Origin of the sequence: Prevotella sp. P5-108 (assembly GCF_002251385.1) — a bacterium.
GTDB lineage: Bacteria > Bacteroidota > Bacteroidia > Bacteroidales > Bacteroidaceae > Prevotella.
Map to the genome: position 1 here is coordinate 40974 of NZ_NPJJ01000032.1, position 13775 is coordinate 54748.

The window sequence follows — 13775 nt, forward strand, 5'->3', positions numbered from 1 at the left end:
CATTTCCTTGATTTTTCATAGTCTTTTCGTTAACTATTTAAGTTTAATTTTATAACTTTGCCCTCAAACAAAGGACAACAATGGATAAAAGTACACTCAGAATAGTATTTATGGGTACTCCCGAATTTGCAGTAGAGTCATTGCAAACATTGGTAGAGGGAGGATATAATGTGGTAGCAGTAGTAACCCAGCCCGACAAGCCTGTAGGCCGTCATCAAGACACGCTACAGGCTTCGCCAGTTAAAAGATATGCATTGGAACACAGTATCCCCGTGCTCCAACCGGTCAAAATGAAAGACGAGTCATTCATCGAACAGCTTCGCAGTTTCAACGCCGACATCCAGGCTGTCGTTGCCTTCCGCATGCTGCCCGAAGTGGTATGGGGGATGCCCAGATTTGGCACCTTCAACGTGCATGCTGCCCTCTTGCCGCAATACCGCGGCGCTGCCCCCATCAACTGGGCGGTAATCAATGGAGAGACTCAGACCGGTGTAACAACTTTCTTCTTGGACAAGGACATTGATACAGGTAGAATCATCGACAAGAAGACCTTTGACATACCTGATGATGCTGACGTTGAATATGTCTATGACGGCCTGATGCGTCTTGGTGCCCAACTGTGCAAAGAGACGATAGACAAGGTCATCGAGTGTGACGGAGACGTGCCCTCCGTTGCCCAAGAAGACAACGACTGTCTGAAACCGGCACCCAAGATATTCAAAGAAACATGTGAGATAAATTGGAATCAACCAGCCAAGCAAGTATATGACTTCATCCGAGGACTGTCGCCCTATCCAGGAGCATGGTCATCGTTGGAGCAATCGGTTGAGGCGTCAGCCAAGAACAAACTGGTGCTCAAAGTATTCAAGACCGCAAAAACAGGAAGAACTACTGGACAAAAGGCGGGAACAATCATGGTCGAAGGCAAACAGATGTTCATCGCCTGCGCCGACGAATGGCTGGAGATTGTCAACCTGCAGATTTCCGGCAAGAAGCGTATGAATGCAAACGATTTTCTTAATGGCATGCGTACCATCGAGGACTATCATTGCACAAAGTAAAATAATTATGAAACAAGCAGAAGATATAAAGAATGCAGTTGAGGTGCTGCGCCGTGGAGGTGTAATACTCTATCCTACGGACACCGTGTGGGGCATAGGCTGCGACGCCACCAATGCAGAAGCGGTGGCCAAGGTGTATAAAATCAAGCAACGTGACGACTCCAAGGCCATGATATGCCTTGTCGACTCAGACGCCCGATTGCAACGCTATGTACGTGAAGTGCCGGCTGTGGCATGGGACCTGTTTGAACTGGCAGACAAGCCTACCACCGTAATCCTTGACGGTGCTGTGAACCTGGCTCCCAATCTTATAGCCGAAGACGGTTCCATCGCTATGCGCATCACTCGCGAAGAGTTTTCCAAAGAACTGTGCTTCCGTTTCCAGAAGGCCTTGGTAAGCACCAGCGCCAATATAAGCGGACAGCCAGCCGCCGCGAACTATTGCGACATATCACAAGAGATACTCGACGCCGTCGATTATGTTTGCTTCTCACGCCGCCAAGAACACAAGCCTCATACACCTTCGAGCATCATCAAACTCGCATTGGACGGAGAGGTTAAAATCATAAGAAAATAAGCAATCACGGACGATGACAAACGTAGCTACAGAATCAGACAAAACGATAATATCCAAGTTGGTAAAGTGGAACAAACAGCACTTGTCCGATAGGCAGAGCACATTGATTCTGTCATTCTTTATCGGTCTCTTTGCTGCCATCGCCGCTTATATCCTGCATAGTATAATCAAGGAAATCCAGCACTTGCTTACCACAGGATTTACGATTACCAGCTACAACTGGCTATACTTGCTTTTCCCTGTCATAGGTATATACCTTACCTCGCTGTTTATCAAGTACATCGTCAAAGACAATATCTCTCACGGTATCACGCGTGTACTCTACGCCATATCGACCAAGAACAGCCACCTGAAGTCACACAACTGCTGGTCATCGGTGGTGGCGTCGGCTATCACCATCGGCTTTGGCGGTTCGGTAGGAGCCGAGGCGCCTATTGTACTTACCGGTTCTGCCATCGGCAGCAATCTTGGACAGATGTTCCATCTTGAGAAAAAGAACCTTATCCTTCTCGTCGGATGTGGCGCAGCTGCTGCCATTGCCGGAATCTTCAAGGCCCCTATTGCCGGGCTGGTTTTCACTCTTGAAGTATTGATGGTTGACTTGTCTATGGCGTCGTTGCTGCCAATCCTCACCTCATGCGTAACCGCCACTTGCTTCTCCTATATTTTTATGGGAGGCAGTGCCCTCTTCAATTTCCATCTTGACAGCATGTGGGGACTGGACCGCGTTCCCTCCGACATACTCCTTGGCATGTTCTGCGGACTGATAAGTCTCTACTTTATGCGTACAATGACCGCATGCGAGAACTGCTTTGCCCAACTTGCCAAACGGCCATACCTGAGATTGCTTGCTGGTGGTATGGTGCTAAGTCCGCTCATCTTCCTTTTCCCCTCACTCTATGGAGAAGGATACAGCGCCATCAACACACTGCTTAACGGAAGCACACCCGAAGAGTGGAATCACGTCATGGACAACTCTCTCTTCTATGGGCATGGCGACCTGCTGGTCGTTTATGTCGGATTGGTATTGCTGACCAAAGTCTTTGCCACATCAGCCACCAATGGCGGTGGCGGCTGCGGTGGTACCTTTGCGCCATCCCTGTTTATCGGCGGATTCAGCGGCTTCTTCTTTGCGCGAATATGGAACATGTATCAACTGGGCCCCTACGCTCCCGAGAAGAACTTCACGCTATTGGGTATGGCAGGAGTGATGGCAGGAGTGATGCACGCCCCGCTTACGGGAATATTCCTTATCGCCGAACTTACCGGTGGCTACCAGCTCTTCATGCCACTTATCATTGTGAGTGTAGTTTCCACCCTTACCATCAGCATCTTTGAGCCACACAGCATCTATGCCATGCGATTGGCACGACAGGGAAAACTGCTCACCCACCATACCGACAAATCAATCCTTACCCTGATGAGGCTTGACAGTCTTATCGAACGCGAGTACACATCCGTCACGCCCGACATGCCACTCAGCAAACTGGTGAGAGCATACAGCGACAGCCATACCAGTTTCCTTCCCGTGTTGGACAAAGGCGGAACCCTACTGGGAGAAGTCAACATGACACGCAACCGACATATCATCTTCAGAACAGAGCTGTACAATCGGTTCAGAGTAGAGCAACTTATGTCCGACTGTCCTGCCAAGATTGGCGAAAACGACCCAATGGACGAGGCCATGCATAAATTTGAAAACACCAATGCCCAGTATCTCCCTGTAGTCGATGTCAATAACCGTCTGGTAGGCTACATCGACCGCACGCGAATGTATTCGCTATATCGCAAAATGGTTGCAGACTTCTCGGCAGAATAAGAAACCAAAGATATACAAAATCTTCCCATTCCTCAACATCATCATAGGGTCTTTTACGATAAAAGGCCCTATTTTTATACCTATTTATAATATATAGGGCAATAACGGAAAAATAATTACAAAGTCTGGCCGATAATAATTACTTTATTGCTAACTTTGCAGAGTTTTACGTTTAATCAAAAAAGAGAATGTTAAGGTTTAGAAAAATTACATTGGTCACCACCATGTTGGCTCTGGTGCTCCACGCCTTTGCACAGGGGCCCAACAACAGTGGAACTTACTACCAGGCTGCCACTGGTAAGAAAGGTGCCGCACTGAAAACAGCACTCTACTCCATTATCAGCAATCACAGAACCATAAGCTACGATGGTTTGCTGAGCTACTATGAAAAGACCGACAAACGTGCCGACGGGAAACTGTGGGACATGTACTCTTGTACCACCAACTACACTTTCAGAGACAATGCCGGAGGGTACAAGAAAGAAGGCGACTGCTGGAACCGTGAACACTCGGTGCCACAAAGTTGGTTCGGCAAAGCCTCGCCTATGAAATCAGACATTGTCCATGTGGTTCCCACCGATGGTTATGTCAACAATCGAAGAGGCAACCTTCCCTTTGGTGAAACCCGAAAGCCAACTTACAGTTCAAACGGCGGTTTCTGCAAAGTAGGTCCTTGCTCTACCGAAGGCTATTCGGGTACTGTATTCGAGCCCAACGACGAATACAAAGGCGACTTTGCACGTATCTATTTCTATATGGCCACTTGCTACGAAAACAAGATTTCGTCATGGTCCAACACTGCGGTATTTGCCGGCAACAAATACCCTGCCTACAAGTCATGGTTTATCAAGATGCTACTGCGCTGGGCGAAGCAAGATCCCGTAAGCAAGAAAGAGATAGACCGCAACAATGCCGTGTATGGCTGCCAGCAAAACCGCAATCCCTTCGTCGATTATCCTGGACTGGAGGAATATATCTGGGGCGGAAAGCAGAATGTCGCTTTCAGCTATGACAACTATGACAACAGCACCGATCCAGGTACTGACCCAGACCCTAACCCCGATCCTGACCCCAATCCTGACCCGGACCCAGATCCCAACCCGGACCCAGATCCTAATCCGGACCCAGACCCCAATCCGGACCCAGACCCCAATCCTAATGGCGTTGTCTTTACGTTAGTCAAGTCTGAAACAGAGATTAATGCCGGTTCGTATTATATCTTGGTATTCCCAGGCAACGACAAGGTAAAATCATGCGCACTGTCAGACCTTACCGATGGCAAGAACTTCTATACTTCTGCCGACGTAACTATCGGATCCGACGAGACTATCACAACTACCGTAGACGAAAAGGGCAAGCCCCACCAGCTGCTTCTTGGCGGAACCAAGGGCGCCTACACCATCTACGACGTCATGGGCAAAGTATATCTTTCACAGACCAGCAATGACAATAAGCTCTACACCGCTACTACAACATCCGACAACAAGACGAAATGGTCTATCAGCGTAGAGACCGGTTACAGCCATATCACCAATAACAACTGGACCTCACGCGAGATACAGTTCAATGCCAACAGTCCACGCTTCGCCTGCTACACAGGCAGCCAGAAAGACCTGATGCTCTACCGCCGCACAGTAACCGACGGCATTGACACACCCACCACGTGGCAACCTACAAGAGTAACGGTATACTCTATCACCGGTATTGCCGTGCGCCGCAATGTCGAGCGTTCGGAAGCACTTACAGGTTTGCCCAAAGGCATCTACATACTCAATGGCAAGAAAGTTGTAGTCAACTGACACGCAGCCTATCATAAAAATAGCCCGAGTTGAAATTTCAACCCGGGCTATTTTTATGTTAGGTGTTGTCAATACGATGACAACCCTTATTCCATTACACGATATCCCATCCTACAGCAGAAGCTCCAAGAACGGCGGCAGCTGAACCATCGAGGCCGCTAACCAGGAACTTAGCCTTACCCTTGAAGATGTTGAGGATATGGTCGTTGTAGCTCTTCACGATAGGATCCATCAGCAGGGCGCCAGCCTTGGTAAGACCACCGAAGAAGATAAAAGCCTCAGGAGAAGAGAATGCAGCAAAGTTGGCACAAGCCTCACCAAGAATTTCACCGGTGAAGTCGAAAATCTCCTTAGCCAACTTGTCACCCTTGCCAGCGGCAATAGCCACATCGAGAGAAGTGATATCTTCGGGATTGAGCTCACGCAACAGCGATTCATCATCGCGTGTCTCCAAGAACTCGCGTGCAGAACGAGCGACACCCGTGGCAGAGCAGTAAGTCTCCAGACAGCCGCGACGACCACAACCGCAAGGACGACCGTCGAGGCGTACAATGGTATGACCGAGCTCACCGGCAAAGCCATCACAGCCATAAACCAGCTGACCATTGACTACGATACCCGAGCCAACGCCAGTACCGAGGGTAATAACGATAAAGTTCTTCATACCGCGAGCCACACCGTAAGTCATCTCGCCGATGGCAGCCGCATTGGCATCATTGGTAAGGGCTACAGGGATACCCAGAGCATCAGAGAAGAGCTTGGCCAATGGCACGACGCCCGTGCGACCCCACTTCAGGTTAGGCGCAAACTCGATAGTACCATTATAATAGTTACCATTAGGAGCACCTATACCCATAGCCTTGATCTTGCCGATACCACCCACCTGATCTATAATGATCTGGAGAGCCTCAACTGCAGCCTTGACATAATCATTGACATCGTCATAAGCCTGCGTCTTGATAGCTGTGGTCACCTTGATATCACCACGGCTGTCGACAATTCCAAATACTGAGTTGGTTCCACCCAGGTCCAAACCGATTACATACGGTTTCATTTCATTCTGTACGTCCATTTTATAATTATCTTTAGTTATTGATTTTGTTCTAATAGACAAAGGTAAATATATTTTCCATAAAACCACAAGAAAAGCATCAGTTTTTTAGCCTCAGAGGACATTTTTCCAAGTTATAGCGTTTTCTTTCAAGTTAATTTATTAACTTTGCATCCGCTATGCCGTTTCCGTTTCAAATAGACATATTAGGGATGATACTCAAAGGAGTCCTGATTGGTATCATTGCATCGGCGCCTATGGGCCCCGTAGGAGTCCTGTGTATCCAGCGCACCCTCAACAAAGGGCGTTGGTATGGATTTGTCACAGGCATAGGTGCCGCCATGAGCGACATCATCTATGCTATGCTAACGGGCTTTGGCATGAGTTTTATCATGGACCTGATAACCAATCCTACCAATAAGTTCTGGCTTCAGATTAGCGGTAGCGCTATACTGCTGCTCTTCGGTATCTATTGTTTCAAGGCCAACCCAACCCGCAACATCCACCGGGGCGGCACCAAGAAAGGGTCTCTGACACACAATGCCATCACGGCTTTCTTCGTAACCCTTTCCAATCCTCTTATCATATTCCTTTTCATGGGCACATTTGCCCAGTTTGCCTTCGTTATCCCCAACCATCCATTCGAAATGTCATTGGGCTATATCAGCATTGTGATTGGAGCCCTGATATGGTGGTTTGGTCTGTCCTGGCTCATCAACAAGATAAGAGGAAAGTTCGACGACAATGGTATTCTTATAATTAATAAGGTAATAGGAAGTCTGGTGATTGCCTTCTCTTTACTGGTACTCATCGGTACTGTCTTCAACCTCTATACAATCAGTTACTGAGAAAATGTTTGTTGCAAAAGAATTAAGGAAGAATTCGATAGCCGAATATCTTCTGTATATGTGGCAGATGGAAGACCTCATCCGTGTTTACGGCTGTTCGTTGCCTGTCATCAAACGTGAGTATATCAACAAGTTTGACTTCACCGAAGAGCAAAAGGAGGAAGAGCTTGACTGGATAGGCAATCTCATCAGGATGATGAATGAAGAGGGTAAGCGCGAATACGGTCACTTGCAGATTAACGAGGTGTTACTCAAGGATGTTTGCGACCTCCATCACCGCTTGTTACAGTCTTCCAAATTCCCATTCTACAATGCAGCATATTACAAGGCATTGCCCTTTATTGTGGAATTGCGCAACAAGGGCGATAAGGATATCAACGAAATCGAGACATGTCTCGATGCCCTCTATGGCATCATGATGCTGCGCCTGCAGAAGAAGGCCATCTCACCCGAGACCGAAAAGGCCATCAAGGAGATTACCACGCTGGTGGGTCTGCTTTCAGACTATTACATCAAGGACAATACCGAAGGACTCAAATTCGAAGACGACTGATTATGAATATACTTATCACAGGATGCAACGGACAGTTGGGCAACGAAATGCAGCTCCTGCAGCAAGCCAACAGCCAACACACATTCTTCAACACCGATGTAGCCGACCTCGACATCACGGATGCCCAGGCCATCAGTGCATTTGTCAACGAACATGAGATAGACGGAATCGTCAACTGTGCAGCCTACACCGCTGTTGACCGCGCAGAGAGCAACGAGGAACTTTGTACTCTTCTCAATGCCAAGGCTCCTGCCTATCTGGCAGAGGCCATCGAGAGCCGCAAGGGTTTCCTGGTACAGATTTCCACCGACTACGTATTCGACGGAACCAAGCATACGCCATATACCGAGACCGACACGACTTGCCCGGACAGCGTGTATGGACGCACCAAGCTCGCCGGCGAAGAGGCATGCATGACCCGTTGCCACCGCACGATGATTATCCGCACCGCCTGGCTCTATTCCACCTTTGGCAACAATTTTGTCAAGACAATGATTAAACTGGGACAGACCAAAGACCGTCTTGGCGTAATCTTCGACCAGATAGGCACCCCCACCTACGCCCGCGATTTGGCAGCCACCATCATGACAGCCATCAACCAAGGCATCATCCCGGGCATCTACCACTTCAGCAACGAGGGAGTCATCAGCTGGTACGACTTTACCAAAGCCATCCACCGCATAGCCGGCATCCAGGGATGCAAGGTAAGCCCGCTGCACACCGAAGAATACCCCACCCCAGCCCACCGCCCGCACTACAGCGTGCTGGACAAGACCAAGATTAAGAATACTTACAATATAGACATACCCTACTGGGAGGAAAGCCTGGAGGAATGTATCAAAAAACTGCAAACAACATAATAGAATGAACGAAATAGAACGTAGAAGGACCTTTGCCATCATCTCACACCCGGATGCCGGTAAGACCACGCTTACAGAGAAGTTCCTGCTCTTCGGAGGACAGATTCAGGTGGCTGGAGCTGTAAAAAGCAACAAGATAAGAAAGACTGCCACATCAGACTGGATGGATATAGAGAAGCAGAGAGGTATCTCGGTCTCTACATCGGTCATGGAGTTTGACTATCAGGACTACAAGGTAAATATCCTTGACACCCCTGGTCACCAGGACTTTGCAGAAGATACCTACCGCACGCTTACAGCCGTAGACTCTGCCATTATCGTGGTCGACTCTGCCAAAGGTGTGGAGACCCAGACACGCAAGCTGATGGAGGTGTGCCGCATGCGCAACACGCCGGTTATCATCTTTGTCAACAAGATGGACCGTGAGGGCCGCGACCCCTTCGACCTGCTCGACGAGTTGGAGAAGGAACTGCAGATACATGTGCGCCCACTGTCATGGCCCATCGGCCAGGGACTGAGATTCAAGGGTGTATACAATATCTTCGAGCAGCAGCTCAACCTGTTTACCCCCAACAAGCAGAGGGTTACAGAGAAGATTGCCGTAGATGTGGCCAGCAGCGAACTCGACCAGCATGTCGGTGAACGCGAAGCAAGCCAGCTGCGCGACGACCTTGACCTCGTCGATGGCGTATATCCCGAGTTCGATGTTGAGACCTACCGTAGCGGCGATGTTGCACCCGTCTTCTTCGGCAGTGCCTTAAACAACTTCGGTGTACAGGAGCTGCTCGACTGCTTTGTACAGATAGCACCGAGCCCACGCCCCACCAAGGCCGAAGAACGTATGGTCGAGCCCACCGAGCCCAAATTCACAGGCTTCATCTTCAAGATTACAGCCAACATCGACCCCAACCACCGTTCGTGTATCGCCTTCTGCAAGGTCTGTTCGGGCAAGTTCCAGCGCAACCAGCCCTATACCCACGTACGTCTGGGCAAGACCGTAAGGTTCTCATCACCTACGCAGTTCATGGCACAGCGCAAGTCGACCATCGACGAGGCCTACCCAGGCGATATCGTCGGACTCCCCGACAACGGAATCTTCAAGATAGGCGACACGCTGACCGAGGGCGAGCTTATCCACTTCAGAGGACTCCCCAGCTTCTCTCCCGAACTGTTCAAATACATCGAGAACGACGACCCCATGAAGTCCAAGCAGTTCTACAAAGGTCTGGAGCAGCTCATGGACGAAGGTGTGGCCCAGTTGTTTGTCAATCAGTTCAACAACCGCCGCATTGTGGGAACCGTAGGTCAGCTGCAGTTTGAGGTAATCCAGTATCGACTGGAAAACGAGTACAATGCCAAGTGCCGTTGGGAGCCCGTGCATCTCTACAAGGCCTGCTGGATAGAAAGCGATGACGAGAAGGAGTATGAAAACTTCAAGAAGCGCAAATACCAGTATATGGCCAAAGACTCTGAGGGTCGCGACGTGTTCCTGGCAGACAGCGGCTACGTGCTGTCAATGGCCCAGCAGGACTTTGAGCACATCAAGTTCCACTTTACCTCTGAGTTCTAATCCCTTAGATACCAACAGCCAATCGCAATGTTCATCCCCATGGGCATTGCGATTGTTTTTTATTCCCCCAAGCCCATCTTCACTCTTCCCGCCATGATGGTAGCATACATAGCCTGCTGGCCATACTTAGCCCAGACCTGCCTGAGAGTAATTGCGAAGTTGGAAATAGGTAATTCGCAGTATGAAACCATGAAATCAAACCTTGAAATCCACAAATCAGACCTTGAAGTCAACTTATATGCAGTGAAAAAGAAGATGTAAAGAGATGCCTATACATCTGCCGCATCCACCCCGTGATAGGCCAGCAATCCTGCCATAGGCGTACGGGCCACGGTGCCCATCTTCAGCCCCTCGCGCTCTATGGCCTCAGCCAACAGGTCGCGGAAATAATAAGCCACGCTACCCACAAAACTCACGGGAAGGTCGGGGCGACGGTAGGGCTTCAGGTTGTAATGCACAAACGAGCGGAAACGGTCAAGAACCATGTCGTACACCTGCTGATTGTCCAGGTGTCGATGGATAAGCGGAGCAAGAGATGCCAAGAAACTGTTGGCTCGCGGCTGCTGGTAGATGCGCTGGATAACCTGGGGATAGGAAAGCTGGCAAGAGGAGTAGAACTCGTCACGAAGCTGCTCGGGAAGCTGGCCTTTAAGCAAGTCGTGCAGGAAGTGTTTGCCCAAATCGGCCCCACTGCCTTCGTCGCCCAAGATGTAACCCAAAGGAGGGGTATTGGCAGCGATGCTCTCGCCATCATAGAGACACGAATTGGAGCCGGTACCGAGAATACAGGCAATACCCTCGGCGTGCTGGCACAGGGAACGGGCGGCGCCAAGAAGGTCGGACCACACGTGGAGCCCAGGAGCAAACGGGGCAAAGACCCGGGCAAGGATAGCACTGACGATGCCTGTGCCCACGGCATTGCAGCCAGCACCATAGAAGTAGATATCGAGCGTGGAAACGACGGCCCGTCTGCGGGTAACCTCTTGAGCCACAGCATCAAGCTGCTTTACGATATCATCCTCACTCTGATGGATGGGATTGATGCCCCCAGTCTGCATACGTACGACCGTTCTGTCGTCGCAGACAAGCGCCCAATCGCTCTTTGTACCTCCGCAATCAGCAATAATTATCATTACTATCCTATTTTTGGTTTAATAGTACAAAATTAATAAAAATATCCTTACACAATTCGATTCTTTTGAGTAAATTTGCATGTATAATGAGAGATAATATGAAAACAAAGATATTCATGCTGCTACTGCTGCTCACAGTGGCAATGCCCTCAATGGCCGTCTTAAAGGAAAAGGACCTGTCGCACACTCTGGCCATCCTACGTCAGGAGCTCACTGACTACAGAATAGAACTGGAACGCCAGACGGGATACCTGAAAGAGCAGCAGGACCAGATGACTATGAACATGTATTCAATCATCAACCAGTGCAGCCAGAATTCGCTGATGCTATACTCGCAGAAGTCGGGATATATATTTGACTTGACCTACGCCTGTCATGAAGCTACAGAGATGTATCATGCGTTCAAGAAGTCGGTTATTCCCTTTGAAAACTATCTGCAGCGCTCCACGAGCGAGATAGCGCGGTTTGACTCCTTGGTAAATGTACTGAGCCAGATGAGCGACCGCACGCTGAGCGAGCACGCCGCCATAGACCGCAATGTCTGCCTCACCCTGTCTATCAACATACTCAGAACGCTGAAAAGCAACAACGAACAGATGAGTATGTACATCAAGTATTATCACAACACTGAGAGACAGCTGAGCAGTCTGAACGACTACGCCATCAAGCGTTATGGTGACATACAGGCCAGCATATTCAACAATGCCGGCGACAACTACTTCACCATACTCAGGCATATCAGTACCAACGTGAGCGAGACAACCGAAACGCTCTCGGAGAAATACAAGCCGCAGGCCAAGCGCAAGTCGCAATGGAACAGCAGGCTTATGTTTGGTCTGCTGGTAATCATCCTGTTTGGCGGTATCATTTCCATTTCGCTCAACGTGCTGCTGTTCAGGGTAGCGATAACCCGCCTGTTCAAATCACAGCGCCTCATGCAGAGGGTGACACGTCTGCTGAAGACAGACAACATCAGTGCCACACACGAAACGTTTATCGGCAAGCGCACGTGTATCACCATGGCAGCAACGGTAGTAACCTTTGCCATCGTGCTGGCCATCATCAGACTGGCAGCCGACCAGAACTTCCTGATTATGGCCTGCAATCTGCTGGTAGAATATGCCTGGCTGTTGGGCGTGATACTCATCTCGCTGCTTATCCGTCTGAGCACCAAGCAGATAAAGAGCGGTTTCCGCATCTATGCCCCTCTGATTGTCATCGACTTCATCATCATCAGCTTCCGCATAGTACTGATTCCCAACATATTCACCAATCTTATCTTCCCACCCGTTCTGCTGGCCTGCACCCTGTGGCAGTGGAATGTCATCAAGCGACATGGTCACAACATCCCCAAGACCGATGTCTATTATACCTATCTTTCGCTCATCGTATTCGTGGGTGCTACCATCTGTTCATGGATAGGCTACACTCTGTTGAGCGTTGAGATGCTGATATGGTGGATAATGCAGCTTACCTGCATCCTGACCATCACCTGTCTGAAGGGCATCATCAAGGCGTACGCCGAACGCAACGGTATCTTGGCCAAACCCATCACGCTGAAATGGGCTTATAGGCTTGTCTATACGGTACTCCTGCCGGTAATGGGCGTGGTGTCGGTGATATTCTCCATCTATTGGGCTGCCGACATCTTCAATCTGAGTGATACGACCATGCGTATCTATACCAACAACTTCATAGACTCCGACAACATAAGAATAAGCATCCTCGGCATCTTCATGGCGTCCATCCTGTATATTGTCTTCGCGTATGTCAACAAGACAAGCAAGGATTTCCTAAAGCTCCACTTCGAGAAGACCGACCCCACGACCGCCGCGAGCAAGAACGTCATGGCAAAGAACGTGCTGCAGGTTGTGGTATGGGGCGTATGGCTGATGCTGGTATTGAGTATCTTCCACGTGAACAGCACCTGGCTCGTGGTCATCTCAGGAGGTCTGTCAACAGGTATCGGTTTCGCGATGAAGGACATCATCGAGAACATCTACTACGGCATATCTCTCATGGCGGGACGCATCAAGGTGGGCGACCTCATCGAATGTGACGGCATAAGAGGCACGGTAAGTTCGATATCCTACACCTCTACACTCATGGACACAACCGACGGCAGCGTGATTGCTTTCCAGAACTCCCAGCTCTTTACCAAGAACTACAAGAACCTGACAAGAAACCACGGCTATGAGGTGGCAAGCATACCATTCGGAGTGGCCTATGGCACCAATGTCAATACGGTGCGCGACCTGGTATGCAACGCGGTGAACAAGCTGAAGTGCAAGGATGCCACAAGACCTGCCAAGATGGTATTTGCCAACTTCGGCGACAACAGCATCGACTTCAAGCTCATCGTGTGGGTTCCCGTGCTGACCACCACCTACGCCAAGGGCGAAATCATGGAAACTATCTATAATGTACTGACTGAGCACAACATAGAAATTCCGTTCCCACAGCGCGACATACATATCATATCCAACGGAGACGATGCCTGATGC

Annotated in this window: 12 protein-coding genes; 10 read left to right on the forward strand and 2 right to left on the reverse strand. The window is 49.5% G+C overall.

Annotated features, from left to right (window positions below; genetic code table 11):
- The first annotated feature begins 80 nt into the window (after window positions 1-80).
- The 4 genes from fmt (at window position 81) to CIK95_RS05845 (ending at window position 5256) form a co-directional block, all read left to right on the forward strand.
- Window positions 81-1061 carry a methionyl-tRNA formyltransferase gene (gene fmt / locus CIK95_RS05830; protein ID WP_094466517.1) on the forward strand — a complete coding sequence of 327 codons (981 nt, stop codon included), beginning with the start codon at window positions 81-83 and terminating at the stop codon, window positions 1059-1061.
- A 7-nt stretch (window positions 1062-1068) separates the two neighbouring features.
- The gene (locus tag CIK95_RS05835; RefSeq protein ID WP_022310178.1) at window positions 1069-1638 is read left to right on the forward strand and encodes an L-threonylcarbamoyladenylate synthase; all 570 of its coding nucleotides are present in this window, start codon (window positions 1069-1071) and stop codon (window positions 1636-1638) included.
- Between the two features lie 13 nt (window positions 1639-1651).
- Window positions 1652-3457 (forward strand): chloride channel protein, encoded by a 1806-nt coding sequence (locus tag CIK95_RS05840; RefSeq protein WP_094466518.1) that lies wholly within the window; start codon window positions 1652-1654, stop codon window positions 3455-3457.
- 188 nt (window positions 3458-3645) lie between these two features.
- Window positions 3646-5256 (forward strand): endonuclease, encoded by a 1611-nt coding sequence (locus CIK95_RS05845; protein WP_094466519.1) that lies wholly within the window; start codon window positions 3646-3648, stop codon window positions 5254-5256.
- Between the two features lie 94 nt (window positions 5257-5350).
- Here CIK95_RS05845 and CIK95_RS05850 read toward each other — a convergent pair whose 3' ends face one another.
- A complete protein-coding gene (locus tag CIK95_RS05850; RefSeq protein WP_022310181.1) occupies window positions 5351-6328 on the reverse strand; it encodes an ROK family protein in 978 nt (325 codons plus the stop codon).
- Between the two features lie 158 nt (window positions 6329-6486).
- On the opposite strand from CIK95_RS05850, the gene CIK95_RS05855 reads away from it, so the two are divergent.
- Genes CIK95_RS05855 through CIK95_RS05875 form a run of 5 tightly spaced genes read left to right on the forward strand, consistent with a single transcriptional unit; the run spans window position 6487 to window position 10399 of the window.
- Window positions 6487-7155 (forward strand): LysE family translocator, encoded by a 669-nt coding sequence (locus CIK95_RS05855; RefSeq protein WP_094466520.1) that lies wholly within the window; start codon window positions 6487-6489, stop codon window positions 7153-7155.
- A gap of 4 nt (window positions 7156-7159) precedes the next feature.
- The gene (locus CIK95_RS05860; RefSeq protein ID WP_022310183.1) at window positions 7160-7708 is read left to right on the forward strand and encodes a DUF4924 family protein; all 549 of its coding nucleotides are present in this window, start codon (window positions 7160-7162) and stop codon (window positions 7706-7708) included.
- A 2-nt stretch (window positions 7709-7710) separates the two neighbouring features.
- Window positions 7711-8568: a dTDP-4-dehydrorhamnose reductase gene (gene rfbD / locus CIK95_RS05865; RefSeq protein ID WP_094386935.1), complete on the forward strand. Its 858-nt coding sequence runs from the start codon at window positions 7711-7713 to the stop codon at window positions 8566-8568.
- Between the two features lie 4 nt (window positions 8569-8572).
- Window positions 8573-10138 (forward strand): peptide chain release factor 3, encoded by a 1566-nt coding sequence (locus tag CIK95_RS05870; protein ID WP_094466521.1) that lies wholly within the window; start codon window positions 8573-8575, stop codon window positions 10136-10138.
- A 27-nt stretch (window positions 10139-10165) separates the two neighbouring features.
- Window positions 10166-10399 (forward strand): hypothetical protein, encoded by a 234-nt coding sequence (locus tag CIK95_RS05875; RefSeq protein ID WP_094386933.1) that lies wholly within the window; start codon window positions 10166-10168, stop codon window positions 10397-10399.
- 8 nt (window positions 10400-10407) lie between these two features.
- Here the strand turns inward: CIK95_RS05875 and CIK95_RS05880 are convergent, their stop codons facing one another.
- Window positions 10408-11271 carry a hypothetical protein gene (locus CIK95_RS05880; RefSeq protein ID WP_094466522.1) on the reverse strand — a complete coding sequence of 288 codons (864 nt, stop codon included), beginning with the start codon at window positions 11269-11271 and terminating at the stop codon, window positions 10408-10410.
- A gap of 98 nt (window positions 11272-11369) precedes the next feature.
- On the opposite strand from CIK95_RS05880, the gene CIK95_RS05885 reads away from it, so the two are divergent.
- Entirely contained in the window at window positions 11370-13772 is a 2403-nt protein-coding gene (locus CIK95_RS05885) for a mechanosensitive ion channel family protein (RefSeq protein WP_094466523.1), read from the forward strand.
- Window positions 13773-13775 lie beyond the last annotated feature (3 nt).

Bases quoted from the DNA above. Each gene is read 5' to 3' on its own strand.
- fmt (WP_094466517.1), top strand. From the start codon at position 81: ATGGATAAAAGTACACTCAGAATAGTATTTATGGGTACTCCCGAATTT.
- CIK95_RS05835 (WP_022310178.1), top strand. From the start codon at position 1,069: ATGAAACAAGCAGAAGATATAAAGAATGCAGTTGAGGTGCTGCGCCGT.
- CIK95_RS05840 (WP_094466518.1), top strand. From the start codon at position 1,652: ATGACAAACGTAGCTACAGAATCAGACAAAACGATAATATCCAAGTTG.
- CIK95_RS05845 (WP_094466519.1), top strand. From the start codon at position 3,646: ATGTTAAGGTTTAGAAAAATTACATTGGTCACCACCATGTTGGCTCTG.
- CIK95_RS05850 (WP_022310181.1), bottom strand. From the start codon at position 6,328: ATGGACGTACAGAATGAAATGAAACCGTATGTAATCGGTTTGGACCTG.
- CIK95_RS05855 (WP_094466520.1), top strand. From the start codon at position 6,487: ATGCCGTTTCCGTTTCAAATAGACATATTAGGGATGATACTCAAAGGA.
- CIK95_RS05860 (WP_022310183.1), top strand. From the start codon at position 7,160: ATGTTTGTTGCAAAAGAATTAAGGAAGAATTCGATAGCCGAATATCTT.
- rfbD (WP_094386935.1), top strand. From the start codon at position 7,711: ATGAATATACTTATCACAGGATGCAACGGACAGTTGGGCAACGAAATG.
- CIK95_RS05870 (WP_094466521.1), top strand. From the start codon at position 8,573: ATGAACGAAATAGAACGTAGAAGGACCTTTGCCATCATCTCACACCCG.
- CIK95_RS05875 (WP_094386933.1), top strand. From the start codon at position 10,166: ATGTTCATCCCCATGGGCATTGCGATTGTTTTTTATTCCCCCAAGCCC.
- CIK95_RS05880 (WP_094466522.1), bottom strand. From the start codon at position 11,271: ATGATAATTATTGCTGATTGCGGAGGTACAAAGAGCGATTGGGCGCTT.
- CIK95_RS05885 (WP_094466523.1), top strand. From the start codon at position 11,370: ATGAAAACAAAGATATTCATGCTGCTACTGCTGCTCACAGTGGCAATG.